Below are 24,032 nucleotides of genomic sequence, written 5' to 3' on the forward strand. Positions count from 1 at the left end.
CATGCAGTGGTCCGCCGGGTGAAACGCGGCCCCCGGGGTGTGCATTCCCGTCGGTCATGATTGAACCCATGCCGTCCCGCGTGCCCAGGTTGATCGTCACCCGCGGGCTGCCCGCGTCCGGCAAGACCACCTACGCCCGCGGCCTGCAGCCCTGGGTGGTCCGGGTCAACCGCGACGAGTTGCGCCGGATGCTGCACGGTGAGCCGTTGCTGACCGATCGCGCCGAACGCGAGGTTTCGATCGCCTCGTTCACGCTGGTCGGCAACCTGCTCGAGGCCGGGGTCGACGTCTGTGTCGACGACACCAACCTGATCCCCCGGGTGATGCGCGACTGGGCGTTCATGGCCTCCCGGCACGGCGCCGTGCTCGAGGTCCGCGACTTCACCGACGTACCGGTCGACGAGTGCGTCCGCCGGGACGCCACGCGGCCGAAGGAGGACCGGGTCGGCGAGGCGGCGATCCGGTCGATGCACCGGCGCTACCTGGCGGGGCGTTCGCTCCCCCTGCCGGTGCCGGTCGTCTCGACCGCGCCGTCGACGGACCTGTACGTGCCGCCGCCGTCCGCGCCGGAGGTGGTCCTCGTCGACATCGACGGCACGGTGGCGCTGCTGGGCGACCGCCACCACCTCGACCTGGAACGCGTCATCGAGGACGAGCCGAACCCGGCGGTGATCGCCGCGGTCCGCGCCATGCACGCGGCGGGGTACGCGGTGATCTACTGCACGGGCCGCGAGGAGAGCGCCCGCGCCGACACGGAGGCCTGGCTCGCGTCCCACGTCGGGGTCCCGTACCTGGCGCTGCACATGCGCGGCTACGGCGACTCCCGCCGCGACGCGGTGGTCAAACGCGACATCTTCCAGCGCGAGATCGCCGCGGACTACCGGGTCGTCGGCGTCTTCGACGACCGCCAGCACGTCGTGAAGATGTGGCGCGACCTCGGCCTGACCGTCTTCCAGGTCGCCGAAGGCGATTTCTGACAGAACGGGATCAGGACTCGGGTCCGCGGTGGGCGCGACCGTCGCTCCCGCCAGACACCAGACCCGCGGTTGGTCGCGCGGCGCGTGCCCACGCCGCCAGGGCCGGGTCGGCGAGCGTGGTGAACAGCGAGTCGACATCGAGCGGCGGGCCGGGCAGCGACGGGACACCGACGACGTGCAACCCCGCCGCGCGGGCGGAGCCCACACCGGTGCGGGAGTCCTCGAACGCGACGCTCCGGGCGGGGCCGGCGCCCAGCGTGGCGCAGGCGGCCAGGTAGAGGTCGGGGGCGGGTTTCGGGTTGCCGACGTCCTCGGCTCCCAGCACGTGCGCGAACAGGTCCGTCAAACCGGCCGAGGCCAGCGCGGCGGCGACGAAGGACCGCGGGCTGTTGCTGGCGACCGCGATCGGCACCCGGCCGCGCAGCGCTTCCACCAGGGCCCGGGCGCCGGGCAGCGCCGGCGCCCCGGCCGCGAGCTCGCCGGCCACCAGGTCGCGCAGCCGGGCGGCCAGCCGCGGCCCCTCGCCGGGCCGCCCGAAGTAGTCGGCCATCGCCGTACCGGCCGCGTCGAGCGTGCGCCCGATGACGATCTCCTTCTCCGCGACGCCGAAGGAGAAGCCGTGCTCGGCGAAGATCGCCGTCTCGGCCCGGGTCCAACCGGGCTCGGTGTCGACGAGAAGACCGTCGCAGTCGAACACCACGGCGTCGACATCAATCGGCAGAGGCATGCGCCGATCATGACGGAGCCGCCGTCCCCCGTCTGCCCCACCGCGCAGCCGCCCGGCGTCTGCGGGATCGGACCTAGTGGCGCACCGGGCAGGCTGGGCGCAACGTGGGCGACGGGACCACGCGGGACGGGTCGGCGGGTGACGGCGGTTGGGCCGGCACGGCCGGCGCGCGGCGTTCCTGGAGCGGCACCACGCGCGCCGGCGCCTCCGGTGTGGCCGCCGGTCGGGCCGCCGCCTGCTCCGTGGGCTCGGTGGCGAGCTGTGCCCGGTGCCCGTGCACGCCCAGGGCGCGCGCGTCGGCGTCCAGATAGAAGTTGGGCCGCTCGTCGGCCTCGTGGTAGTAGCGGTGGAACACCCCGGTCGCGCCGCCCGACATCGGGGGGACGATCCAGCTCCAGTCGGCCGGCACCTCGCGCCCCGACTTCGTCTCGTTGCGGATGTGGGCCAGGAAGCGGTCCGACTCCGTGTGGTGGTCGGTGATCTTCACGCCCGCCCGCTCGAACGACCAGAGCACCGCGCGGTTGAGCTCGACCAGCGCCCGGTCGCGCCAGAGCGTGTTGGGCTTCGAGGTGTCGAGGCCCAGCATCCGGGCGACCACTGGGATCATGTTGTAGCGGTCGGGGTCGGCCAGGTTGCGGGCGCCGATCTCGGTGCCCATGTACCACCCGTTGAACGGCGCCAGCGGGTAGTGCACCCCGCCGATCGTCAGCCGCATGTTGGAGATCGCCGGCACCGCGTGCCAGCGCAGGCCCAGCTCGGCGAACCAGCCGTAGTCCGGATGGGCCAGCGGCACCTCCAGCACCGCCCGCTCGGGCAGCTCGAACAGCCGCACCCCGTGCGCCGGCGTCTCGATCGCCACCGGCAGCACGTCGAACGCGTCGCCCTTGCCGCGCCAGCCCAGGTCGCGCATCGACTCCGTGAACCGGACCGCCTTGGGGTCGCCGGTCACGCCACCGTTCACGTCGCGGTAGCCGGCGTAGCGGATGAGCTGCTCGTTCCAGATCCGCGCGTACGGCCGCCCGGGCTGGGCCTGCGGGAACACCGAGATCACCGGCCGGATGGCGCCGGGCTCGCGGTTGGCCGCCGCGGTGCCGCCGGCCATGCACAGGTGGCGCACGACCAGAGCGAAGATCTCCTCAGGTGTACGCGCCCGGCGCCGGTCGAGGACCACCAGGCTGCGCCAGTAGAGCCGGCCGATGCAGCGGCTGGAGTTGCGCCAGGCGACCCGCGCCCCGTACGCCAGCTCGTCCGGCGTGTGCACGTAGGTGCCGGTGGCGGCGATCTGCGCCCGGACCACCGCCAGCCGCGGTTTCACCGAGCCGAGCTTGCGGTTGTCGCCGTAGCACATGCGGAGGAACTCCTCCGCCTCGGCGAAGTCGACCGGCGCCTCGGGATCCCACGACTCGGGGGGCGTATCACGGTAACCAGGTGTCGTCATCGCGCCTCCCAGATTGATGACGTCGTCCAACACGAGCGCACGGTGATGCCGCCGCAGTCGGGGGGCAGCTCCCGGAGCGCAGTGTGAGCAGAGTTTCACCTGGGGTCATGCCTCGATCGGACAGCTTGTGCGATCGGGTGGTGCACACACGGGACACCTGCGGGCCTGCGAAAACATGAAACCGGCCCTACCTGCGAAGGTAGGGCCGGTTCCGGATGTCGCGGTCGCGACCGGGTTCACTCTCCCGGTGTCGACTTGGCGATCGTGCGCAGGAACTCGATGTTGGTGCGGGACTGCTTGAGCCGGTCGAGCAGCAGGTCGATCGCCGCCTGGGACTCGAGCGAGTGCAGCACCTTGCGGAGCTTGTGCGTGATCGCCAGCTCCTCCGGCGCGAGCAGGATCTCCTCCTTGCGCGTGCTGGACGGGTGGATGTCGATCGCGGGGAACACCCGCTTGTCGGCGATCTTCCGGTCCAGCTTGAGCTCGGCGTTGCCCGTGCCCTTGAACTCCTCGAAGATGACCGTGTCCATCATGGAACCGGTCTCCACCAGCGCGTTGGCGATGATGGTCAGCGACCCGCCGTTTTCGATGTTGCGGGCCGCGCCGAGGAAGCGCTTCGGCGGGTACAGCGCCGTCGAGTCGATGCCGCCGGAGAGGATCCGGCCGCTCGCCGGGGCCGCCAGGTTGTAGGCGCGGCCGAGGCGGGTGATCGAGTCGAGCAGCACGACCACGTCGTGGCCGAGCTCCACCAGCCGCTTGGCCCGCTCGATGGCGAGCTCGGCGACCGTGGTGTGGTCCTGCGGCGGCCGGTCGAACGTGGACGAGATGACCTCGCCCTTGACCGAGCGCTGCATGTCGGTGACCTCTTCGGGGCGCTCGTCGATGAGCACGACCATGAGGTGCACCTCAGGGTGGTTGCGGGTGATCGCGTTCGCGATCGCCTGCTGGATCATCGTCTTGCCGGCCTTGGGCGGCGACACGATCAGCGCGCGCTGCCCCTTGCCGATCGGCATGATCAGGTCGATGACCCGGGTGGTCAGGATGTGCGGCTCGGTCTCCAGCCGCAGGCGGTCCTGCGGGTAGAGCGGGGTCAGCTTGTAGAACTCGGGGCGGCGCTTGGCCTCCTCCGGGTCCATGCCGTTGACCGTGTCGAGCCGGACCAGCGGGTTGTACTTGTCGCGCCGCTGCTCGCCTTCGCGGGCCTGGCGCACGGCGCCCGTGACGGCGTCGCCCCGGCGCAGGCCGTATTTCTTGACCTGCGACATGGAGACGTAGACGTCGTTGGGGCCGGACAGGTAGCCCGTGGTGCGGACGAACGCGTAGTTGTCGAGCACGTCGACGATGCCGGCGACGGGCACGAGCACGTCGTCGTCGCTGACCTGCGGGTCGCGGGCCTCACGGCCGCCCTCACGGCCCTCGCCGCCCTCGGCCCGGTCGCCGCGGCCACGCCGGCGGTCACGGAACCGGCTGCGCCGGCTCCGCCGGCCGCCGCCCTCACCGTCGTCGTCCCCGTCGAGATCGCGGTCGCGGTCGCGGTCACGCCCGCCGTCGCGCTGGCTGTCGGACTGGCCGTCGCGCCGGCCGTCACCGTGGCCGTCGCCGCGGCGGCTGTCACGCTGGCCGCGCTCGTTGCGGTCACCACGGTCGGCGCGCTCACCACGGTCACCGCGCTCGTTGCGGTCGCCGCGGTCGTTGCGGCTGGACCGCTCCTCGCGCTCGTGGCGGTCGCCGCGGTCACGGTTGTCCCGCTCGCCCCGCGAGTCACGGTCGCCCCGCGAGTCACGGTCGTCGCGGTCCTCCCGCTCCTCCACCCGCGGCTCGACGGTCGCGGAAGCGGTGGCCGACGAGCGGCTGCGCCGCGTGCGCGGGCCGGCCTCGGCGGCGACGGTGGCGGCAGGCGCCTCGATGGTCGCCACGGCGGAGCCGCCGGCCGACTGGGCGGCCGTGGCACCGGCCGGAGCCGACTGGGCGGCCGTGGCACCGGCCGGAGCCGACTGCGCTGCCGGAGCGGACTTGGCCGCGCGGCCGCCGGCCGGGGCCGTCTCGGGCGCCGGGGTCTCGGACTCCGCCCGCGGCCGCGGGGTGCCGGAAGCGGCGGCGGCGCCGCCGTTCTGGCGCTCGGAGATCGCGGTGATCAGCTCGCCCTTACGCATCCGGGCGGTGCCGGAGATGCCGAGGGACGCGGCCAGGCTCTGCAGCTCCGGCAGGAGCATCGCGGACAGCCCGCTGCCGCGCCGGCGTCGGGTGCCGGTGGTCGTGGCGTCGTCAGCGACGTTGGTGACATCCGACGTCACGTCGGTGGTGTCGCTCAATGGATTCCTTCCCTCGATAGGCCGGAGCTGCCCGGGTTTGGGTAGATCAGGTGGCCGGGCGGCCTCGGTGCACCCGCCTCGCTCGACGCGTTACGGGGTTAGCACGCCAACTCATCGCGGTGGCATGTGGTGCGGCGTAAGCCGAGGCAGGAAATTGACGGATTTACCGTCGATAGCTTCGGGGATGCGCCGCCCCGCAGATCGAATGCTTCGCGGCTGTGCTAGGTCTAGAGCGTAATCAACTCTTCCGACCTGCGGCAACAGGGGCCCGCTCGGCGTGTCCGAGTCTACCTGAACCAATCCTGGCGCCGGCTACGTCTATCGCCAACTCGACCACGCGCCAATCTATTCCCAGGTCAGGCGGATCGATCGGGCCGCTGGTGAGCGCCAGGACGGTCGGCCCGGCGCCGCTGACCACCGCCGCCACTCCCCGCCCGCGCAACTCATCGACGAGCGCCGCGGTCGCCGGCATCCCCGGCGCCCGATAGCCCTGGTGCAGCCTGTCCTCGGTCGCCGGGAACAGCAGGTCGGGCTCGGCGGTCAGCGCGTGCACGAGCAGCGCCGCCCGGCCCGCGCCGAACGCCGCGTCGTGGTGCGGCACCGTCGCCGGCAGCGCCGCCCGCGCCTGCGCCGTCAGACCGCGCTGCGACGGGATGAAAACGGTCGCCCGGACCCGCTCGTCGGGTGCGAGCCGCACGGCCCGGAAACCCGCGTCGGCCCAGGCGATGACGAACCCGCCGAGCAGGCAGGGCGCGACGTTGTCGGGATGCCCTTCCAACTCGGCCGCCAGCGCCAGCGCCCCCGCGTCGTCGAGCAGCGCGGTGCCGTCGCGGACCAGCGCGCGGGCGAGTTGGACGCCCGCCACGATGGCCGCCGACGACGAGCCCAGCCCGCGCGCCTGCGGGATGCGGTTGACGCACTCGATCGCGACGCCGCGCGGCGCGCCGCCCAGTCGCTCGAACGTCGCGGTCATCGCACGCGCCACCAGGTGGTCGGCGCCGGTCGGCAGCTCGCCGGCGCCCTCGCCCGCGACGTCGACGTGCCAACCGCGGTCGGTGACCCAGGCGGCGACGTCGTCGTGCAGGCCGAGGGCCAGCCCGAGCGCGTCGAAGCCAGGACCGAGGTTGGCGCTGGTCGCCGGCACCCGCACCCGCACGGCGCCGTCGACGAAGGTCACACCCATGCCCGCACTCTAGAACGCGGCACCGACAGATTTACGAAGACCGGTCGTCGGAGTCCGTCGGCGCGCGGACCGGGCGGCCGGCCGCGCGCAGCGCCTGGCGCAGCGCGTACTCGATCTGCGCGTTGACGCTGCGCAGGTCGTCGGCCGCCCACCGGGCCAGCGCGTCGTAGACCGTGGGATCGAGCCGCAGCAGCAGCTTCTTGCGCTCGGTCATCCCGGTCAGTAGAGCGTGCCCGCGTTGACCACCGGCGCCACGGCCCGGTCGCCGCAGAGCACCACCAGCAGGTTGGCCACCATCTGCGCCTTGCGCTCCTCGTCGAGCTCGACCACGTGCTGCGCGCTGAGCTGCTCCAGCGCGCCGGACACCATGCCGACCGCGCCCTCCACGATCTTGTAACGCGCCGAGACGATGGCGGACGCCTGCTGGCGCGCCAGCATGGCCTGCGCGATCTCCGGCGCGTACGCCAGGTGGGTCACCCGCGACTCGAGCACCTCGACGCCGGCCAGCGCGAACCGCTCGGCCAGCTCCGCGGTGAGCTGCTCGCTGACCACGGTGCTGTCCCGCAGGCTGGTCGCGCCGGGCTGGTGCGCCTCGTAGGGATAGGTGGTGGCCATGTGCCGTACCGCGGCCTCGGCCTGCACCGCGACGTAGCGCACGTAGTCGTCCACGCCGAACGCGGCGTTCGCGGAGTCGACGACGCGCCAGACGACCACGGCGCCGATCTCGACGGGGTTGCCGTCGGCGTCAGAGACCTTGAGCTTCTGCGTCTCGAAGTTGCGCACCCGCAACGTGATCCGGCGCCGGTCGGTCAGCGGCCAGGTCCAGTGGAACCCCGCCTCCCGGACCGACCCGACGTAGCGGCCGAAGAACTGCACGACCTGCGCGTCGTTGGGGTTGACCACGACGAACCCTGTCGCGGCGACCAGCACGACGAACCCGAGCACGCCGGCCAGGGTGATGGTCGCCGGGCCGGGTGTCACGACACCGATCACCACGGCGACGGCCGCCAGCACCAGCAGCACCAGCAGAGCAAGGAATCCGGGTAGCCGGAAGGCGCGTTTCTCCATGGTGACCCTCCCCAGTATCAAAGTGATATCACTACGATACCGCAGGAGCGCTCGTCAGCGACAGCCGTCGGGTGGCCAGCCACCAACCCACCGCGTACACCAGCGTCACCGCGCCGCAACCGGCCAGGATGACCCGCTCGTCGAGGGTGTCGACCACCGTCGCCACGGCGAGTTGGCTCAGCGAGACCGCCAGCGTCGCCACCATCAGGTCGGTGGCGAAGACCCGGCCGCGGAGCCGGTCCGGCACCTCGGTCTGCAGCGCGTAGTTGGACATCGTCCAGTTGCTGCCGGCCGCGAAGTGGGCCAGGAAGACCAGCACGAGCACGAGCGGGAACCAGGTCAGGACCGAGACGCCGAGGTACGCGAGCCCGTACGCCGACATCGACAGCGCCAGCCCCGGCAGCAGCAGGGCCCGCCGGGTCAGCACCGGGCGCAGCGCGAACGGGCCGACCACCGCGCCCAGCCCGCGCAGCGCGAACAGCAGCCCGGCACCCACCGGCCCGGCCCCGTAGACGGCGGCGAGCAACGGGAACACCGTCAGCACGCCGTTGCCCAGGCCGACCGCGGACTTCACGGTGACCAGCGCCAGCACCGTCGGGCGGCGGGCGATGTAACGCAGCGCCTCGCCGATCGCGGCGAACGCCTGCGCCGCCGGCTCGTCGGCGTCCCGCGGCGCCTGCAGCGGCCCGCGGATCCGGGTGGCCAGCACCGCGGCGCCCGCCACGGCGACGGCCGCGATCCAGAAGCAGGCGTACGGGCTCAGCGTCGCGGACAGGATGCCGCCGAGCGAGGCGCCGAGGACGGCCATCGTGCCCCAGGCCGAGCCGGCGAGCGTGGTGGCGAGCCCCAGGTCCTCGGGACGGACCACATTGGGCAGTGCGGCGGAGGCGGCCGGCGAGTAGAAGCCCTTGGCCACGGCCATGCCGCCGACGACCGCGATCGCCAGCCAGGCGGTGCCGGGGCCGCGCACGAGCAGCAGGAGCAGCAGCACGCCCAGGCAGGCCACGTTGGCGGTGATCATCACGCGACGCCGGTCGAGGCGGTCCGCGATCGTGCCCGCGTACGGCAGCACCAGGGCGGTGATCCCGGTGTCGGCGGCGAGCACGAAGGCGCCCCAGGTGCCACTGCCGGTCAGCTCGGGCAGCAGCACCAGCAACGGCACCATGACGAACCAGTCGGAGCCGAAGACGACGAGCTCCGCCACGAACAGCCGGCGGAAGTCCGGGTTGCGGACCAGAAGAGAAAGGAGCGGGGGCACTCCGAGAAGTTACCCCCGCTCCTCCGCTCGGCTCAGTCCTCGCTGGGCGGTCGCGGCCGGTTGCGGGGCAGGCGCAGCACCTCGAACTGGTCGGTGCCCTCGATCAGCGCGGCCGACGGGCGGCTCGGGTCCGGGTCGGCGGTGCGCTGCAGCGGCGACCCGGCCGGCGTCGCGACCTGGTTGGGCGCCACGTCGTCGAAGGTCTTGTGCCCGTTGCTGCTGCTCGGCTCGGGCTCGGCGGCGGCCGCGGTCTTCGCCGCCCGGCGGAGCCGGATGCGCTCCTTGGTGCCCTCGACCATCGTGTAGAGCGTCGGCACGAGCACCAGCGTGAGCAGCGTCGAGCTGATCAGGCCGCCGATCACGACCACCGCGAGCGGCTGCGAGATGAAGCCGCCCTCGCCGGTCAGGCCGAGCGCCATCGGCAGCAGCGCGAAGATCGTCGCCACCGCGGTCATCAGGATCGGCCGCAGGCGGCGCCGGCCGCCCTCGACCACCGCGTCCTTCACGCTCATGCCCTGGTCGCGGTACTGGTTGATCAGGTCCATCAGCACGATGGCGTTGGTGACCACGATGCCGACCAGCATCAGCATGCCGATCAGCGCCGGCACGCCCATCGGGGTGCCGGTGACCAGCAGCAGGCCGATCGCACCGGTCGCCGCGAACGGCACCGAGACCAGCAGGATCAGCGGCTGCACCAGGCTGCGGAACGTCGCCACCATGATCACGAAGACGATGGCGATCGCCGCGAGGACCGCCATCAGCAGGTCGGCGAACGCGTCGGCCTGGTCGGCGCTGACGCCGCCGACCTCCCAGGTCGCGCCGCCCGGCAGGGTCAGCGCGTCGAGGCGCTTGGTCAGGTCGGCCGTCGTCTTGCCCAGGTTGGAGCCGGTCGCCGTGCCCGTGACGGTGACGCTGCGGTCGCCGTCGATCCGATTGATCTCCAGGGGACCCTGGGCGCTCTCGACGGTCGCCACCGAGCCGAGGGTGACCGGCCGGCCGTTCCAGCGGACCGGGCCCACCGGCAGCGCGCGCAGCTCCTCGACCGTCGCCGGCGGGGTGCCGCCCTGCACGACCACGTCGACGCGCTGACCGTCGACGGTGATCTGCCCGGCCGGTGCGCCGCGCATGGTGGCCGCGACGAGTTGGCCGATCGAGGCGTCGGTCATGCCGTACGCGGCCGCCGCGTCCCGGTTGAGCGTGATGTCGAAGCGCGTCGAGCTCTCCGACAGCCCGCTCTGCACGTCGACGACGCCGGCGGTGTCGGCCAGCGCGGCCCGCACCTGCTCGGCGGCGGACGCCAGGGTGGCCTGGTCGGCCGCGCGGACGACGATCGCGAGCTGGTCGGCCTGCGCACCGCCGCCACCGCCGAAGGTGAACTCGCCGGCGTTGGAGAGCTTGCCGACCTCGTCGCGCAGCTTCGCCTCGACGTCCTTGGACTCGACGCCCTCGCGCAGGGTCAGCGAGTAGTTGGCGCTGCGGCCGCCGGCGGCGCCCTCCCACGGCAGGCCGGAGCCGCCGGCGCTGACCTGGTAGGACTCGACGCCGTCGGTGCGGGCGAGGATCGCCTCGACCTCCTTGGCGGCCGCGTCGGTCTGCGCGAGGCCGCTGCCGGGCGCGAGCTCCTGCTGCATCGCCAGGCTGTTGCCGCCGCTGTCGTCGAGGAAGTTGGTCTCCAGCCGGGTGCCGAGGAAGAACGTGCCGAACAGCACCACGAGCCCGATGGCGACGGTGGTCCACCGCTTGACGGTGGCGAACCGGATGACCGGCAGGTACGCCTTCTGCAGGGGGCTGCGCAGCTCCTTGGCCTCGGCCTCGGCGCGGACCCGCTGCTCGTCGGCGCCGGTGCCGGCCGGACGCAGGAACCAGTAGGCCAGCACCGGGACCACGGTCAGCGAGACCAGCAGCGAGGCCAGCAGGGCGACGGTCACGGTGATCGCGAACGGCGCGAAGAGCTGGCCGACGAAGCCACCGACCAGGGCGATCGGCGCGAACACCGCGACCGTGGTCAGCGTCGAGGCGGTCACGGCGCCGGCGACCTCGCGGACACCGGTGAGGATCGCGGTGCGCTTGCTCTCGCCGTACCCGAGATGTCGTTTGATGTTTTCCAGCACGACGATCGAGTCGTCGACGACCCGGCCGACCGCGATGGTCAACGCGCCGAGGGTGAGCAGGTTGAGCGAGTAGTCGCCCAGGTAGAGCACGATCAGCGCGACCAGCACCGAGAGCGGGATCGACACAGCGGTGACCAGCGTCGAGCGCACCGAGAGCAGGAAGACGAGGATCACGATCACGGCCATCACGAGGCCGAGCAGGCCCTCGGTGGTCAGGCTGTCGATCGACTTCTCGACGAACGGCGCCTGGTCGAAGACGACGGTGAGGTCGGAGTTGGCCGCGGCGCCCAGGTCGGCGAGCTTGTCGCGCACCTCGTGGGAGGTCTGCACCGCGTTGCCGTCCGGCGAGCCGAAGATCTCGATGCCCAGGCTCGCGGTGCCGTTGGTGCGGGTGAAGGAGGTCGCGGGCGCCAGGTCCTCGACCACGTCGGTGACGTCGCCCAGCTTGGTCGCCTTGCCGCCGGGGCCCGCGGGCAGGTAGATCGCCTTGAGGTCGTCGATCGAGTCGATCGCGCCGCCGGTCTGCACCGCGTAGGTCTTGCCCTGGTCGCTGATCGTGCCGGCCGGGATGGTCACGCCGTTGGTCTGCAGCGCGGTCGGGATCGCCGCAGGGCTCACCTTGGCCGCCGCCATCTTCGCCGGGTTCGGCGTGATCTTGACGATCTGCTCGCGCGCGCCGGAGACGTTGACGGTGCGGACGCCGTCGACCCCTTCCAGCTCGGGTACGACCTGGGTGCGCAGCCGGTCGGCGAGCGCCCGCTCGTCGTCCTTGATGCTGGCCGCGATCACCAGGACCGGCAGGTCGTCGGTGCTGCCGGCGAACACCGTCGGGTCGACGTTGTCGGGCAGCTGCGGCCGGATGCGGTTGATCGCCGTCTGCATCTGGTTGACGGCGCTGTCCAGGTCGGTGCCGAACTCGTACTCGACCTGGACCGTCGCCGAACCCTCACGGCTCGTCGAGTTGACCTTCGAAAGGCCCTCGATGCCCTGGATGCTGTTTTCCAGGGGTTCGGTGACCTGCTGCTCGACGACGTCCGGCGACGCGCCCGGGTAGGCGGCGACGATGAACGCGCCCGGGAACTCCAGCGAAGGCAGGAGCTGCTGCTTGAGCTGGGGCAGGGTGAAAACGCCGAACAGGGTGATGACCACCGCGATCAGCGCGACGAGACCCCGGTTGGCAAGACTGAGCCGGGCGAGTAGCGACATGCGGAAGATTTTGGCGTAGCCGGTTGTCACCCTTCCGCGCGGGGTGCGAGGTCCTGAGCGGCTATGCGAGGTCCAGCGCCCGCGCGGCGACGAGCACGTCGTTGCGGATCGTGGTGGGTGCGGGCGCCGTCGAGATCGCCCACTCCGGGTCCTTGAGCCCGTGGCCGGTGACCGTGCAGACCACGGTCGCGCCGCGCGGGATCAGGCCCGCCTCGGCGCTCTGCAGCAGGCCGGCGACGCTGGCCGCGCTGCCGAGCTCGACGAAGACGCCGACCTCGCGGGCCAGGATCCGGTAGGCGGCGAGGATCTCGCGGTCGGTCACGGCGTCGATCCGCCCGCCCGACTGGTCGCGGGCGTCGACGGCCTTGGTCCAGCTCGCGGGGTTGCCGATGCGGATCGCGGTCGCGATCGTCGACGGCTCGCGGACCACGCTGCCGGTCACGATCGGTGCGGCTCCGGAGGCCTGGAAACCGAACATCCTGGGCGTACGGGTGGCCCTTCCCGCCGCGGCGTCCTCCTGGTAGCCCATCCAGTAGGCGGCGATGTTGCCGGCGTTGCCCACGGGGAGGCAGTGGATGTCCGGGGCGTCGCCGAGCGCGCCCACGATCTCGAACGCCGCCGTCTTCTGGCCGTGCAGGCGGTCGATGTTGACGGAGTTGACCAGTGCGACGGGGTATTCGACGGCCAGCTTGGAGGCGAGCCCTAGGCAGTCGTCGAAGTTGCCGGCGACCTGGAGCAGCTTCGCACCGTGCACCAGCGCCTGGGCGAGCTTGCCCAGCGCGATCTTGCCCTGGGGCACGAGCACCGCGCAGGTCAGCCCGGCCCGCGCGGCGTACGCGGCGGCGGAGGCGCTGGTGTTGCCCGTGGAGGCGCAGATGATCGCCTTGTTGCCGGCCTCGACCGCCTTGGAGACGGCGACCGTCATGCCGCGATCCTTGAACGAACCGGTCGGGTTGGCCCCCTCGACCTTCAGGAAGACCTCGGCGCCGGTACGGGAGGAGAGCACGGGCGCGGGCAGCAGCGGAGTGTTGCCCTCGTAGAGCGTGACCACCGGGGTTGCCTCGGTCACCGGCAGCCGGTCACGATAAGCGTCGATCAGTCCCCGCCACATGGCGTTCTCCTCGCTGAAATCGGTCACCGCCAGCGTAGGCACACGCTAAGTGATCTCCATAACCCGGATCGCGGGTTCCACCGCTCGGGACGGCGGTCGCATTTATTGATCCACATGTTCGACCGTGACTGATAGCGTGCGGCCCCGGGTACGACGCTCACGGGGAGGCAACACATGCATCGGAATCGTTTCGTCCTGACCGGGTTCGCTGTCGCGGTGGTGATCGCGGTGTCGGGTTGCGAGCAGGCGTCCACATCGGAAGGCCCGGCGCAGGCCACCGGCGCGCCGACTCCGGCGGTCACCAGCGCGGCGCCCACGAGTGCGGCCCCGACCACCGACGCGGCGACGGTGCAGGCGTGCGCGGACATCAAGAAGGACATCGCGGAGAACGCGAAGACGCTCGTCGAGACCGAGAAGATCGGCCCGCCGGCGGGTCACATCGCGGTCAGCGCCCAGTGGGCGGCCGCGTCGGCGGTGGTCATCTCGCACTCGATCGGCGCGAGCGGCCCGGTCGGCGCCGCGGCCGAGAAGGTGCAGAAGGAGATGATGGCGTTGAGCGACGAGTACAACAAGTCGGCGAACGCCAAGCCGAGCAAGAAGAAGCTCGAAGCGGCCGTGGCGGAACTCAACGCCGCCTGCGCGTGAGGTTCGGCGGCTGTGACCGTCGGCTTCGACGGTCACAGCCGCTCTTCCTTCAGCCCACCCGCTCGATCACGGCGCGCCGGATCAGGTTCTTGCCGGGTTCGCGAACCTGCTCGTAGGCGGCGTTGTTCAGCAGCACGCAGCTACCCGACGGCCCGGTCACCTCGACGGTGGTGCTGCGGTTGTTGTCGAGGTTGGTGACGCGCAACCGCGTGCCGACGGGAAAGGTCCCACTCGAGGCCCCGGGCGCGGCGGCCTCGTTGAAGAACGTCACGGTCGAGCCGTTGCAGACGACCTCACCGTTTTCCGGCTGGTCGCCCGTGGGCGGCTTGGCGGCCGGTGCGGTCGTGGCCGGAGCGGGTTCGGCGGGTTGGGCGGGCGCCGGCGCGACCGGATCGGCGACGACGTTCGCGGTGCAACCGGCGGTGCCGCGGCGCTGCTGGATGAGATCGACGACGGCCTGCCGGTTGGCGATCCGCGCTTCGGACTGGGCATCGGGAGCGGCCCGCTGGGCGGCGATGAAGTTCAGGTTGTTACGCAGAGCGGTATCCAGCCCGGCGCAGCTCTCGCCAGCGTTCCCGAGCCCGGTCCAGACGGCGAACGCCGCCGCGACCAGAGCCACCGCCGCGCCACCGAGAACAACCTTCCGCCCCCGGCCGGTCGTCCTGCTTGTCCTGTACATACACCGCTCCTCGAAACCATCGGGACTGCCCAGTCACAGCACCAATGCATACGTTCGAAAGCGCGGCGGTGGATTGGTTTACATTCCTAAATGTTCCTTAACTCTCGTCAGGGGACGAACCTGGCGAGGCGTCCTCGGGGTGGACGCACCGGCTTCGATCGCGCGGTGCAGCTCGCCGGCCAGTCGGCTGGCCCGCGGGTAGGGCCGGAAGCCACGCAGGCCCGCCTGATAGTCGATGTAGGACCGGCTCTTGTGCATCGCGGACGAGAACGACCGGCCCATCGCGTTCAAGATGATCGACTGTTCGACATGGCCGGCCTCCCACGCGATGGCGATGGTCTCCATGACCGCCAAGGCATGATGGAGATCGCGGCGCTGCTCCTCGGTGAGCTGGTCGAACGTCTCCTCCGTCAGGCCCGGCAGGCACTGGTGCATGACCCGGCGGCCGGCGCGGGCGGACGAGGCGAGGTAGCGCTCCTGCAGGTCCAGGAACATCTTCAGCCGGTCGGCCCTGGTCGTGCGGCGAAAGCCCCAGACGGCGACGCAGAGGCTGACGACCGGCGACAGCACCGCCACGTAGATCGACGCGGAGCTCATGGCGCCGTCACCGCGCGCTGTGCTCGCGTCTGGACAGGACGCTCTCACCACCACGCTCCCCGGCCAGCACGGGTCTGTGCGCCCGCGCGACCGGCTGGCGGTAGCGGTTCCGAAGCCTGTCGACGAGCTGGAAGAGGCCTGTGTGCACGGCGTCGCGGAAGGTGTGGGGAGTCGCGGAGTAGAGCCACCTCAGGGCCGCCATCGTGCCGTTGCTGCGTACCTCCTGCTCGAGTTTCTCGAGTTGGGTGTCGTCGCAGTTCTGCACGATCAACCGTCCGATGATGAACTCCAGATCCTCGCGGACCGACAGGCGTTCGTCGTCGGTCAGGTCGGCCAGGCCGTGCTGCTCGAAGAAGTGCGAGTGCACGCGTAACGCCGCGTGCACCTGGGCCAGGTCGTCGACGATGGTCCGTTCCTCCGGCGTGTTCGGCGTGGTCATCGCGACCCCCTTCTTCCGGCCCCGTCGCGGTTCGTGCCCGCCCCGTCGGCGGCTTCGTCAACTCGAATCATGGCATGCCGTGTCGTTTCCTACCGGTTTGTCTGATATGGGTCGTCGGGAAACTCCGGGTCGCTCTCCGTCGGCGGGAAGAAGTCGCCGGACGCGATCCGGATGCGCCTGTCACGGCTGATGCGCGCCTGCCGCACCTCGTCGCGACTCAGCCACATCTTCTCGTCGATCATGCTGGTCTCGATCAGCCGGCGTGCGCCGGGAAAGCCCTTGTCGGGGCTGGCGGGTGGCATGCCGAGGCTCAGCGTGGTGCTCCGTTCGCCGAGGAGCACCTGGGCCACCGCGTGGTAGCGCCCCGGGTTCCGCAGCCATTTCGGGTCGACTCCCATTTCTTTGCTGAGCAATTTCGCGTCACTCGGCGAAGCGCTGAACACCACGCGGTTGGCCACGTTGCTCATCACCGCCTCGTAAAGCTGTTTCGATTCGCTCTTCGTGAATCGGGAGTCGGTCAACTGATGCAGGCTCTGGTTGGCGAGGACCAGGCCGAGGCCGAATTTCCGGCCCTCCGCGATCATCGTTTCGAAGCCGCATTCGGCGAAGAACTGGAACTCGTCGACATAGAGATAGAAGGGTTGCGGCTCGCCACCCGCCGCGTGCCGCCGGTAGACCGCGGCGAGAATGCGCTCCTGGATGAAGTTGCCGAGGAGCGCGGCCGCCGACCGGCTCAGCGCGTATTCCGGGATCTTGACCAGAAGCACGCCGCCGCCATGGACGACCTGGTCGATGGAGACGGACGACGGACCACCCGCGAGCACGTGGCCCAGCACGCCTTCGTGGGAGATCTCGCTGAACTTGGACAGCGCGCGGGTGAGCACCTGTGAGATGTCCGCGCGGCTGAGTCCGTCGAAGTTCAACCAGCGGTCCTTGAGCGCGACGTCGGCCAGGGAGTGGCTTATCCATCGTCGACTCTTATCGTTACGAAGGATACGGACAATATCGAGGATCGTTGGTTCCTTGAGAGGATAGCTTTCATCGTTGATCGACTCAAGCGTGAGCCGCATGAGATCCTCGAACCGCGACCCGTACGACTCGTACGGTGACTGCTTTATCAGCAGCTGGATGAAACGCTCCATGGCGAGAATACGGTCGTCGCCCGCCTTGACGTCCAGGTCGAGCGGGTTGAGTACCGGCAGATGCGATTCGTTCTCGAAATCCAGCAAAACGACATTCTCGCGGTCCGCGACATGGCCCAGCAGAAAATCGACGAGATCACCGTGTGGATCTATTACCGCTATGCCGCGTTTCTGTCGCAGGTCCTCCCGGGCCATCAGCTTCAGCAGGTTGGTCTTGCCCGCGCCGGTCTGCCCCATGATGTGCAGATGCCGCAGCCGTGCCTCGGTGGGCAGTCTGATGTCCAGGCCGCCCTGTGCACGATCCACAGTGGTCGGTGATGTCCCCAGATACACGCCGTGCGCCGGCAGGTTGACCTCGGCCAGCCCGTCCAGCGGCGCGGTCTCGACGGCCAGATCGTCCTCGCGGCGCAGCAACTCGAACGGCGGATGGAAAAGACGAAGGGCTTCCGCGGGGCGGAGTCCGGTCTGGGCGGGGCCGTCGCCGGCGGGGTGGGCGCCGTCCGCCGGCACCACGTCGAACGGCTCGGCGCCGAAGATCGCGTTGCCGATCGAACCCAGCACGTGCGGACCGAGTTCAGTCGCGGCGGATACCAGGATCGCGACTTCCAGGTTCGCTTTCGCGGCGCGATCCTCGGCCGCGGCCCGCCGCAGGAAGGCGGCGGCCCGCCGATCCGTCTCCGACAGGAAGGACCGCAGCCCCACGTCCTCGTGGCTCGGCTCACGTTGGGGATCCTTGGCAAGCACGCGATGGCAGGTGAGCTGGAGGCTCATCGGCCCGCGCTGCAGTTGCAGGTAGCTGACCACGTGGCTCCAGTCCTCGGCACTGAACGGCGTGACGTCGTTGTGCGGGCGGAGCTCGTAGCCGTAGGGCAGGTTGGACGTCGGCTCCGCCGACGTGGGTGACAGCCGCCAACCGGCCTGCAGCGCCACCTCCAGTTGGGCCCCGAGCCCGTCCGCCAGGTCCATCTGGTGGCCGAGGTCGTCGGACTCGGTGATCGCCAGTGCGTCCAGCGTCGGCACGAGTCCCCCGCCGGTTCGCTCGGTCGTGCTCAACCGGTAGATCAGGCGCACCGACTCGTCGTGGCTCAACGACAGTCCACGCAGGACGTTCAACTGCTGTGCGAACCCGGCCAGCGGGTCGACCCCGTTGCGCGGGATCAGCCGCCGTTTGAAGAACGTCGAGCCGAGCCCCGGCATCGCCCCGTTGCTGTCGACGTGCGTGCCCTGGACGGTGGCCCGCAGCTCGGGGCGCACGTCGGGCTCGAGCCTGCCGCGGAGCTTCCGCAGGGCGTCGATGTGGCCGCCCAGACCCAGGGGCGAGTCCTGCCGACTCAGCGCCGGTTGCCAGATGTCCAGCAACGCGCCCAGCACCCGGTAGCGCTGCTCGCTCTCCGACTCGACCTGGCTCAGCCGGAGGTGCGTCTTGAGGAGCCGCAGGCCCTCCGCGTCGCGGAAGTTGCGATAACGGACGTGCAACGCGTCGACTGCGGTGCGCAACAGCTCGTTGACGCCTTTCGTATCGGCGACATAGCGCTGCGCGGCGCTCAGATAGGCACCCACCACGTCCTTCTGGAGCGGGAGCTCCCAACCGGACAGCTCTTCCGCGATCGACGAGGCGCTCAGCTCCGCACGGTCGCGACCCGGCGCGCCGTAGAGCATGGCCGATCGGTGGACGATGCGGTTGTGCGTCGGCGTGGTCGAGCTCGGCGAGGCCGCGTAGCCCGTGCAGTCGGCTATCACCACGCCTTCCGCCGGGGGAAGGGGTTGCGTCCCCTTGTCGTCGATGAAGTCCAGGCCACCCATCCGGGGCACCACGATCGCACTGCCACCCGCGTCCGCGCGGTTGGCGATGACGGTGACGAAATCACGGTTCTTGGCGTAGAAGTCGGCGACCGGGTTCGTCATGGCCGCGACGAGAGCGAGCTGTGGCGTACCGCCGTTGTCCCGCCACGCGTACCCGGCCTTGAGGTAGTCCATGCATATCGCCAGACCCACGACATATTGACGGTCGTGAGCGGTCAGCTTGACCTCGTCGATTCCCGTGCCCGGAGTTAGATGCTCGCCCTCGGCCCCGAACTTCTTGGTCACGAGGTGGAGCTGTTTGGCGTCCACGTAGACGGCGCAGTTGTTTCGCACGGCCGCCGAACCGCCGAACCCCAAACTGCTCAAGGTCTCCAGATCGGCGTCGTCGCGGAGTTCGCCGATACCGGCGAACAACGCGAGTTTCTCGCGGTAACCAACCAGGATCTCGACGAGATCGACCGGCACCAGATACTCGGGAAATACCGCCACGTCCACGCGCTCGGCGACGAGGAAGTCGAGGATCTGCTTCAGTTTCAGGCGGAGATTCTCGATCGCGCGGTCCCGCGCCTTGTCGATCGCTCGCCCGGTGGCATCGCTGAGGCTTCCGTCCAGATGCAGGTCGGCGATCGCATGGCCGCCCTTCGACGCCAGTGGGGCGGCCCAGTCGAGCAACGGCTCGTCAGGCGCCCAATGCGAACCTCTGACAGTGCTCAGATTCGGCGTATAAGACAATTGGACCGCGGCGAGACGAAGGACGTCCGCGCGTGACGTCGGGGCAATGTTCGCGCTGACTTCCGCCATTGTGCGGATCCTTTTCGTAGATCTCCTGTCGGGTCAACCACTCCTGCCTAACCGGGTCGGATTAGCGAGGTTACGGGTGTGTCGCAATTCGGCATGTCAGGTACTCATAAGCGGGTCATTCGGGCTAATAGGTATGACTATAGGGAGGCGCCGGCATCATCACCATCGGGCAAATCCAGCTTGCACCGTATGAGGTACGCCGTTCATCTGAGTGCGGTCACCTTGCGTGTTGCCGCCATTCCACCGCGTGGCTGTCGCCCGGCTAATCGAGCATTCGGTCCATCACCGCGGTGCCCAGGGGTGAGCGGCGGTAGCGGATCTCGTGGCGGTGGCGTTCGCTGGTGACGAAGCCTGCCTCGCGCAGCACCGTCAGGTGTTCCGAGACCGTTGCCGGCGACAGGGCGTGGCGGTGGGCCAGCGTCGTGGTCGTGGCCGGGTCCGTCAGGCCGATCAGCAGCGCCGCCCGCGTGCGGCCGATCAGGCGGCCCAAAGCCACGTCCGTCGTGCCGCGCGGCTCCTGCCACAGGCCGCCCGTGCCGCGGGCCGGGTAGATGACCGTCGGCTGCCATGGTTCGTCGAGGACCACCACCACCTGGTCCCATTTGAACGCGCTCGGCATCAGCAGCAGGCCCGCGCCCGCGAGGTCGCGGTGTTCCGCGTCCCCGCGCGTGCGGGTCAGGGTGTTGTCGTGCCAGCGCAGCGTCGGGTGCAGTTCCGCGAAGAGGCGGTCCAGGCCGCCCTCCGCGAGGCGTCTCGTCTGGAAGCTGACGTCCGCGTCGAGCAGGGCGCGTACCCGCGGCCAGACCGGCTCGACGAGTTCCCGCCACACGGTGCGGATCAGGTCGGTCAGCCGGGCCAGCACCTCGACCGGGTCGCCGAGCAGGCGCCTGCCCACCTCCGTGTCGGCCGCGCCGGGGCGCTCGCCGAGCGAGCGGCCGATCTCCGCCGCGACCCGGTCGGGCGGCGTCGCCGCGATCCGGGCCAGGTCGTCGTCGATCGTCGCCAGCGGGCCGATCGGTGGTGGCGCCAGGAAGTCGGGCGTGTAACCCCGCCGCGGCTGCAGCAGCGTGATCGGCCGCAGGTCCAGGCGGGCGACCCGGTCCGCGACGCCGGTCAGCCAACGTGCGTGCTGGCCCGGTGCCTCCTCCGCCGACGTCAGCCGGATCGCCGAGATCGTCTCGAACGCCGGCGAGATCGCGAAGCGGCAGCGCAGCAGGTCGGCGGCGGTGAACCGCAGGGTGACCGGCATGCCGCGCTCCCGTGAGCTAGAAGATTCGGCGACCGCCGAATCACTGGTGGCAGTTTAGCCAGGCCGCCCAGGATGGGGCCCGTTGTGACGATCGAGGGACGGAGACAGCAGAGATGACCACCGCCGACTGGGAGCGCCGGGTGGCCGCGGCCTGGGCCGAGCTGGACAGCCACGAGCCGGACGCGTTCGTGCGGCTGATCGGCGGGCTCGCGGACGAGCTGCCCGCCGACAGCCCCGAAGCGCTGTTCGAGCGGGCCTGCGCCTGGGACTCCACCGGACACTCCGACCGCGCCGTTCCGCTCTACCGGCGGGCGCTCGAGATCGGGCTGACCGGCATCCGGCGGCGCCGCGCGGTCATCCAGATGTCCAGCTCCCTGCGGAACATCGGGCGGGCGCAGGAGAGCGTGGAGCTGCTGACGGCCGAGCGGGCCGCCGGCAGCGACGAGCTCGACGACGCGATCGCCGCGACCCTCGCGCTCGCGCTGACCGACGTCGGGCGCGAGCGGGAGGCCGTCTCGGTGGCCGTCGCGGCGCTCGCCCCGCACCTGCCGCGCTACCAGCGATCGATGGCGAACTACGCCCGGCTGTTGGTGGAGGGCTAGAACTCGACCCGCAGGACGCTGGCGATGGCCCGGACGAACTCCAGGCCGCGCAGCTCCTCGACGGTCGCCGCCAGGGCCGCGTCGGGGGCGCCGTGGGTGACGATCACCAGCACGGCGTCGTCGCCGCGGCCCGACTGGCGGACCGTGGCGATCGAGACGTCGTGCTTGGCGAAGATCCCGGCCACGGTGGCCAGCACGCCGGCGCGGTCCGCCACGTCGAGGCTCACGTGGTAGCGGGTGACCGCCTCGCCCATCGGGCGGATCGGCAGGTCGGCGTAGTTGGACTCGCTCGCCGCCCGGGTGCCGGCGAGGCGGTTGCGGGCCACGGCGACGATGTCGCCGAGCACCGCGCTGGCCGTCGGCGCGCCGCCCGCGCCCCGGCCGTAGAACATGAGCTGGCCGGCCGCCTCGGCCTCGACGAACACCGCGTTGAACGCGTCGCCGACGCTGGCCAGCGGGTGGCTGGTCGGGATCATCGCCGGGTGGACCCGGACACTGACCGACGCCTTGCCGTCCTGGTCGAGCGCCCGGGTGGCGATGCAGAGCAGCTTGATCGTGCAGCCCATCTGCTTGGCGCTCGCGACGTCCCGGGCGGACACCGCGGTGATGCCCTCGCGGTAGACGTCGGCCGCCCCGACCCGGGTGTGGAACGCGAGCGACGCCAGGATCGACGCCTTGGCCGCGGCGTCGAAGCCCTCGACGTCGGCGGTCGGGTCGGCCTCCGCGTACCCGAGCGCCGTCGCCTCCTCCAGCGCCTCCTCGAAGCCGGCGCCGGTCGCGTCCATGGCCGAGAGGATGAAGTTGGTGGTGCCGTTGACGATGCCGGTGACCCGGGTCACGGTGTCGCCCTGCAGCGACTCGCGCAGCGGCCGCAGCAGCGGGATCGCGCCCGCCACGGAAGCCTCGTAGTAGAGGTCCGCGCCGCCCTCGGTGGCCGCGTCGTGCAGCGTGCCACCGTCCTCGGCGAGCAGCGCCTTGTTGGCGGTGACCACGCTCTTGCCGGCCCGCAGCGCCTCGACCAGCCACGTGCGGGCCGGCTCGATGCCGCCCACGACCTCGACCACCACGTCGACGTCCTCGCGCTTGACCAGGCCCAGCGCGTCGGTGGTGAACAGGCCGGGATCGACCGGCAGGTCGCCCCGGTCGCGGCCGGGTCGCCGGACGGCGATGCCGACGATCTCCAGCGGCGCGCCGACCCGCGCGGTCAGGTCGGCCGCCTGCTCGTGCAGGAGGCGGACGACCTCGGTGCCCACGGTGCCGCAACCCAGCAGAGCCAGGCGCACGCTTCTACTCATCCCACATCCAATGCGAGGAGGTCGGCTTCGGTCTCCCGCCGGACGATCACCCGTGCCTCGCCACCGCGGACGGCGACCACCGGCGGCCGTGGCACGTGGTTGTAGTTGCTGGCCATGCTCCGGCAGTAGGCACCGGTGCCGGGCACTGCGAGAAGATCTCCGGGCTGCACGTCGGCGGGCAGGAATTCATCCTTAACAACGATGTCCCCGGACTCACAATGTTTTCCCACCACCCGGGCAAGGATCGGGTCGGCGCCGGACTCCCGGCCCGCCACCGTCGCCGAGTAGGACGCGCCGTACAACGCTGTCCGGATGTTGTCGCTCATCCCGCCGTCGACGCTGACGTAGGTGCGCAGGCCGTCGACGTCCTTGACGGTGCCGACCTCGTACAGCGTGAACATCGCCGGACCGACGATGGCCCGGCCGGGCTCGACGGAGAGCTTCGGCACAGCAAGATCCAGAACCGCACACTCGTCGTCGACGATCTTGAGCATCCGCTCGGCCAGGTCCGCGGGCGAGGCCGGGTCGTCCTGCGTCGTGTACGCGATGCCGAAGCCACCACCGAGGTCGATCTCGGGCAGCTCGATCCCGCGCGCGTCGCGGACCTGTGCCTGCAGGGCGAGCACGCGCCGCGCCGCGACCTCGAAGCCGCTCGCGTCGAAGATCTGGGAGCCGATGTGCGAGTGCAGGCCGCGCAGGTCCAGCACGTCGTCGTCGAGGATCTTGGCGACCGCCTTGAACGCCGCTCCGCCACCGACCGAGAAGCCGAACTTCTGGTCCTCGTGGGCGGTCGCGATGAACTCGTGGGTGTGCGCCTCGACGCCGACGGTCACGCGTACCAGAACGGGTTGCCTGACGCCTTTCGAGCGGGCGATCGCGGTCAGCCGGTCGATCTCGTCGAACGAGTCGACCACGATCCGGCCGACGCCCGCGTCGACCGCCCGCTCCAGCTCGACCCGCGACTTGTTGTTGCCGTGGAAGGCGATCCGCGGTGCCGGCATGCCGGCCGACAGCGCGGTGGCCAGCTCGCCGCCGGTGCAGACGTCGAGCGAGAGCCCTTCCTCCTCGATCGCACGCACGACGGCGCGGCAGAGGAACGCCTTGCCCGCGTAGTAGACGTCGTGCCCGGCGAACGCGGCCTTGAACGCCCGGGCCCGGGCCCGCAGGTCGTCCTCGTCGAGCACGTACGCGGGCGTGCCGTACTCCTGTTGGATGTCCTTGACCGTGAGCCCGCTGACGGTGAGCCCGCCGGCCTCGTCGCGCGTCACACCGCTCGGCCAGAGCTGTGGCACCAACGCATTGACGTCATCAGGGGTACGCAACCAGGCGGGCCCCCGATTGCCGAGCTCCCCGTGCAGCGCGCCAGCTTCGTGCGCCCTCATGTTCCTT

The 24,032-nt window shown here is 70.7% G+C and carries 19 protein-coding genes; 3 read left to right on the forward strand and 16 right to left on the reverse strand.

Going from position 1 to position 24,032, the window contains the following annotated elements; translation table 11 throughout:
- The first annotated feature begins 68 nt into the window (after positions 1-68).
- Entirely contained in the window at positions 69-977 is a 909-nt protein-coding gene (locus Asi02nite_RS26145) for a phosphatase domain-containing protein (RefSeq protein WP_239127103.1), read from the forward strand.
- 10 nt (positions 978-987) lie between these two features.
- On the opposite strand, the gene Asi02nite_RS26150 is transcribed toward Asi02nite_RS26145, so the two are convergent.
- The 9 genes from Asi02nite_RS26150 to thrC form a co-directional block, all read right to left on the reverse strand.
- Positions 988-1,704, reverse strand: coding sequence for an HAD family hydrolase (locus Asi02nite_RS26150; protein WP_203716559.1), 717 nt, complete (start codon positions 1,702-1,704; stop codon positions 988-990).
- Positions 1,705-1,777: 73 nt separating this feature from the next.
- Positions 1,778-3,142 (reverse strand): nitric oxide synthase oxygenase, encoded by a 1,365-nt coding sequence (locus Asi02nite_RS26155; RefSeq protein WP_203716560.1) that lies wholly within the window; start codon positions 3,140-3,142, stop codon positions 1,778-1,780.
- A gap of 236 nt (positions 3,143-3,378) precedes the next feature.
- Positions 3,379-5,454 carry a transcription termination factor Rho gene (rho, locus tag Asi02nite_RS26160; protein WP_203716561.1) on the reverse strand — a complete coding sequence of 692 codons (2,076 nt, stop codon included), beginning with the start codon at positions 5,452-5,454 and terminating at the stop codon, positions 3,379-3,381.
- Between the two features lie 238 nt (positions 5,455-5,692).
- Positions 5,693-6,637, reverse strand: a complete 945-nt coding sequence (gene thrB, locus Asi02nite_RS26165) for a homoserine kinase (protein WP_203716562.1) — start codon at positions 6,635-6,637, stop codon at positions 5,693-5,695.
- 31 nt (positions 6,638-6,668) lie between these two features.
- Positions 6,669-6,851, reverse strand: a complete 183-nt coding sequence (locus Asi02nite_RS26170) for a type II toxin-antitoxin system antitoxin (RefSeq protein ID WP_203716563.1) — start codon at positions 6,849-6,851, stop codon at positions 6,669-6,671.
- Between the two features lie 5 nt (positions 6,852-6,856).
- Entirely contained in the window at positions 6,857-7,705 is an 849-nt protein-coding gene (locus tag Asi02nite_RS26175) for an SPFH domain-containing protein (protein ID WP_203716564.1), read from the reverse strand.
- Positions 7,706-7,736: 31 nt separating this feature from the next.
- Positions 7,737-8,963, reverse strand: a complete 1,227-nt coding sequence (locus Asi02nite_RS26180; RefSeq protein ID WP_203716565.1) for an MFS transporter — start codon at positions 8,961-8,963, stop codon at positions 7,737-7,739.
- Between the two features lie 32 nt (positions 8,964-8,995).
- Complete coding sequence (locus Asi02nite_RS26185; protein WP_203716566.1) at positions 8,996-12,280, reverse strand: efflux RND transporter permease subunit; 3,285 nt, start codon at positions 12,278-12,280, stop codon at positions 8,996-8,998.
- 61 nt (positions 12,281-12,341) lie between these two features.
- Positions 12,342-13,391, reverse strand: coding sequence for a threonine synthase (gene thrC, locus Asi02nite_RS26190; RefSeq protein WP_203716595.1), 1,050 nt, complete (start codon positions 13,389-13,391; stop codon positions 12,342-12,344).
- Between the two features lie 174 nt (positions 13,392-13,565).
- On the opposite strand from thrC, the gene Asi02nite_RS26195 reads away from it, so the two are divergent.
- Positions 13,566-14,036 (forward strand): hypothetical protein, encoded by a 471-nt coding sequence (locus Asi02nite_RS26195; protein WP_203716567.1) that lies wholly within the window; start codon positions 13,566-13,568, stop codon positions 14,034-14,036.
- A gap of 49 nt (positions 14,037-14,085) precedes the next feature.
- On the opposite strand, the gene Asi02nite_RS26200 is transcribed toward Asi02nite_RS26195, so the two are convergent.
- The 5 genes from Asi02nite_RS26200 to Asi02nite_RS26220 all read right to left on the reverse strand — a co-directional run bounded on the left by Asi02nite_RS26200 (position 14,086) and on the right by Asi02nite_RS26220 (position 20,746).
- Positions 14,086-14,715 (reverse strand): SCO2207 family protein, encoded by a 630-nt coding sequence (locus tag Asi02nite_RS26200; RefSeq protein ID WP_203716568.1) that lies wholly within the window; start codon positions 14,713-14,715, stop codon positions 14,086-14,088.
- Positions 14,716-14,793: 78 nt separating this feature from the next.
- Positions 14,794-15,312 carry a DUF4760 domain-containing protein gene (locus Asi02nite_RS26205; RefSeq protein ID WP_203716569.1) on the reverse strand — a complete coding sequence of 173 codons (519 nt, stop codon included), beginning with the start codon at positions 15,310-15,312 and terminating at the stop codon, positions 14,794-14,796.
- A gap of 7 nt (positions 15,313-15,319) precedes the next feature.
- Positions 15,320-15,751: a hypothetical protein gene (locus tag Asi02nite_RS26210; RefSeq protein ID WP_203716570.1), complete on the reverse strand. Its 432-nt coding sequence runs from the start codon at positions 15,749-15,751 to the stop codon at positions 15,320-15,322.
- Between the two features lie 89 nt (positions 15,752-15,840).
- Positions 15,841-19,497, reverse strand: coding sequence for a helicase HerA domain-containing protein (locus Asi02nite_RS26215; RefSeq protein ID WP_203716571.1), 3,657 nt, complete (start codon positions 19,495-19,497; stop codon positions 15,841-15,843).
- A gap of 262 nt (positions 19,498-19,759) precedes the next feature.
- Positions 19,760-20,746 carry an ArsR/SmtB family transcription factor gene (locus tag Asi02nite_RS26220; protein ID WP_203716572.1) on the reverse strand — a complete coding sequence of 329 codons (987 nt, stop codon included), beginning with the start codon at positions 20,744-20,746 and terminating at the stop codon, positions 19,760-19,762.
- A gap of 113 nt (positions 20,747-20,859) precedes the next feature.
- On the opposite strand from Asi02nite_RS26220, the gene Asi02nite_RS26225 reads away from it, so the two are divergent.
- Positions 20,860-21,348 carry a tetratricopeptide repeat protein gene (locus tag Asi02nite_RS26225; protein WP_203716573.1) on the forward strand — a complete coding sequence of 163 codons (489 nt, stop codon included), beginning with the start codon at positions 20,860-20,862 and terminating at the stop codon, positions 21,346-21,348.
- Here the strand turns inward: Asi02nite_RS26225 and Asi02nite_RS26230 are convergent.
- Both Asi02nite_RS26230 and lysA read right to left on the reverse strand, forming a co-directional pair.
- Positions 21,345-22,643, reverse strand: a complete 1,299-nt coding sequence (locus Asi02nite_RS26230; RefSeq protein WP_239127104.1) for a homoserine dehydrogenase — start codon at positions 22,641-22,643, stop codon at positions 21,345-21,347. The two genes, Asi02nite_RS26225 and Asi02nite_RS26230, sit on opposite strands and share 4 nt — an antisense overlap.
- Positions 22,640-24,025: a diaminopimelate decarboxylase gene (gene lysA, locus Asi02nite_RS26235; RefSeq protein WP_203716574.1), complete on the reverse strand. Its 1,386-nt coding sequence runs from the start codon at positions 24,023-24,025 to the stop codon at positions 22,640-22,642. The genes Asi02nite_RS26230 and lysA overlap by 4 nt, the downstream gene beginning before the upstream one ends.
- Between the last annotated feature and the right edge of the window lie 7 nt (positions 24,026-24,032).

The sequence above is a fragment of the Asanoa siamensis genome (assembly GCF_016862555.1).
Classification (GTDB): Bacteria; Actinomycetota; Actinomycetes; order Mycobacteriales; family Micromonosporaceae; genus Asanoa; species Asanoa siamensis.

What these genes read in the sequence shown, in the direction of transcription:
- Asi02nite_RS26145 (WP_239127103.1), top strand. Translation starts at nt 69, where the DNA reads ATGCCGTCCCGCGTGCCCAGGTTGATCGTCACCCGCGGGCTGCCCGCG.
- Asi02nite_RS26150 (WP_203716559.1), bottom strand. Translation starts at nt 1,704, where the DNA reads ATGCCTCTGCCGATTGATGTCGACGCCGTGGTGTTCGACTGCGACGGT.
- Asi02nite_RS26155 (WP_203716560.1), bottom strand. Translation starts at nt 3,142, where the DNA reads ATGACGACACCTGGTTACCGTGATACGCCCCCCGAGTCGTGGGATCCC.
- thrB (WP_203716562.1), bottom strand. Translation starts at nt 6,637, where the DNA reads ATGGGTGTGACCTTCGTCGACGGCGCCGTGCGGGTGCGGGTGCCGGCG.
- Asi02nite_RS26170 (WP_203716563.1), bottom strand. Translation starts at nt 6,851, where the DNA reads ATGACCGAGCGCAAGAAGCTGCTGCTGCGGCTCGATCCCACGGTCTAC.
- Asi02nite_RS26175 (WP_203716564.1), bottom strand. Translation starts at nt 7,705, where the DNA reads ATGGAGAAACGCGCCTTCCGGCTACCCGGATTCCTTGCTCTGCTGGTG.
- Asi02nite_RS26185 (WP_203716566.1), bottom strand. Translation starts at nt 12,280, where the DNA reads ATGTCGCTACTCGCCCGGCTCAGTCTTGCCAACCGGGGTCTCGTCGCG.
- thrC (WP_203716595.1), bottom strand. Translation starts at nt 13,391, where the DNA reads ATGTGGCGGGGACTGATCGACGCTTATCGTGACCGGCTGCCGGTGACC.
- Asi02nite_RS26195 (WP_203716567.1), top strand. Translation starts at nt 13,566, where the DNA reads ATGCATCGGAATCGTTTCGTCCTGACCGGGTTCGCTGTCGCGGTGGTG.
- Asi02nite_RS26200 (WP_203716568.1), bottom strand. Translation starts at nt 14,715, where the DNA reads ATGTACAGGACAAGCAGGACGACCGGCCGGGGGCGGAAGGTTGTTCTC.
- Asi02nite_RS26205 (WP_203716569.1), bottom strand. Translation starts at nt 15,312, where the DNA reads ATGAGCTCCGCGTCGATCTACGTGGCGGTGCTGTCGCCGGTCGTCAGC.
- Asi02nite_RS26210 (WP_203716570.1), bottom strand. Translation starts at nt 15,751, where the DNA reads ATGACCACGCCGAACACGCCGGAGGAACGGACCATCGTCGACGACCTG.
- Asi02nite_RS26215 (WP_203716571.1), bottom strand. Translation starts at nt 19,497, where the DNA reads ATGGCGGAAGTCAGCGCGAACATTGCCCCGACGTCACGCGCGGACGTC.
- Asi02nite_RS26220 (WP_203716572.1), bottom strand. Translation starts at nt 20,746, where the DNA reads ATGCCGGTCACCCTGCGGTTCACCGCCGCCGACCTGCTGCGCTGCCGC.
- Asi02nite_RS26225 (WP_203716573.1), top strand. Translation starts at nt 20,860, where the DNA reads ATGACCACCGCCGACTGGGAGCGCCGGGTGGCCGCGGCCTGGGCCGAG.
- Asi02nite_RS26230 (WP_239127104.1), bottom strand. Translation starts at nt 22,643, where the DNA reads ATGAGTAGAAGCGTGCGCCTGGCTCTGCTGGGTTGCGGCACCGTGGGC.
- lysA (WP_203716574.1), bottom strand. Translation starts at nt 24,025, where the DNA reads ATGAGGGCGCACGAAGCTGGCGCGCTGCACGGGGAGCTCGGCAATCGG.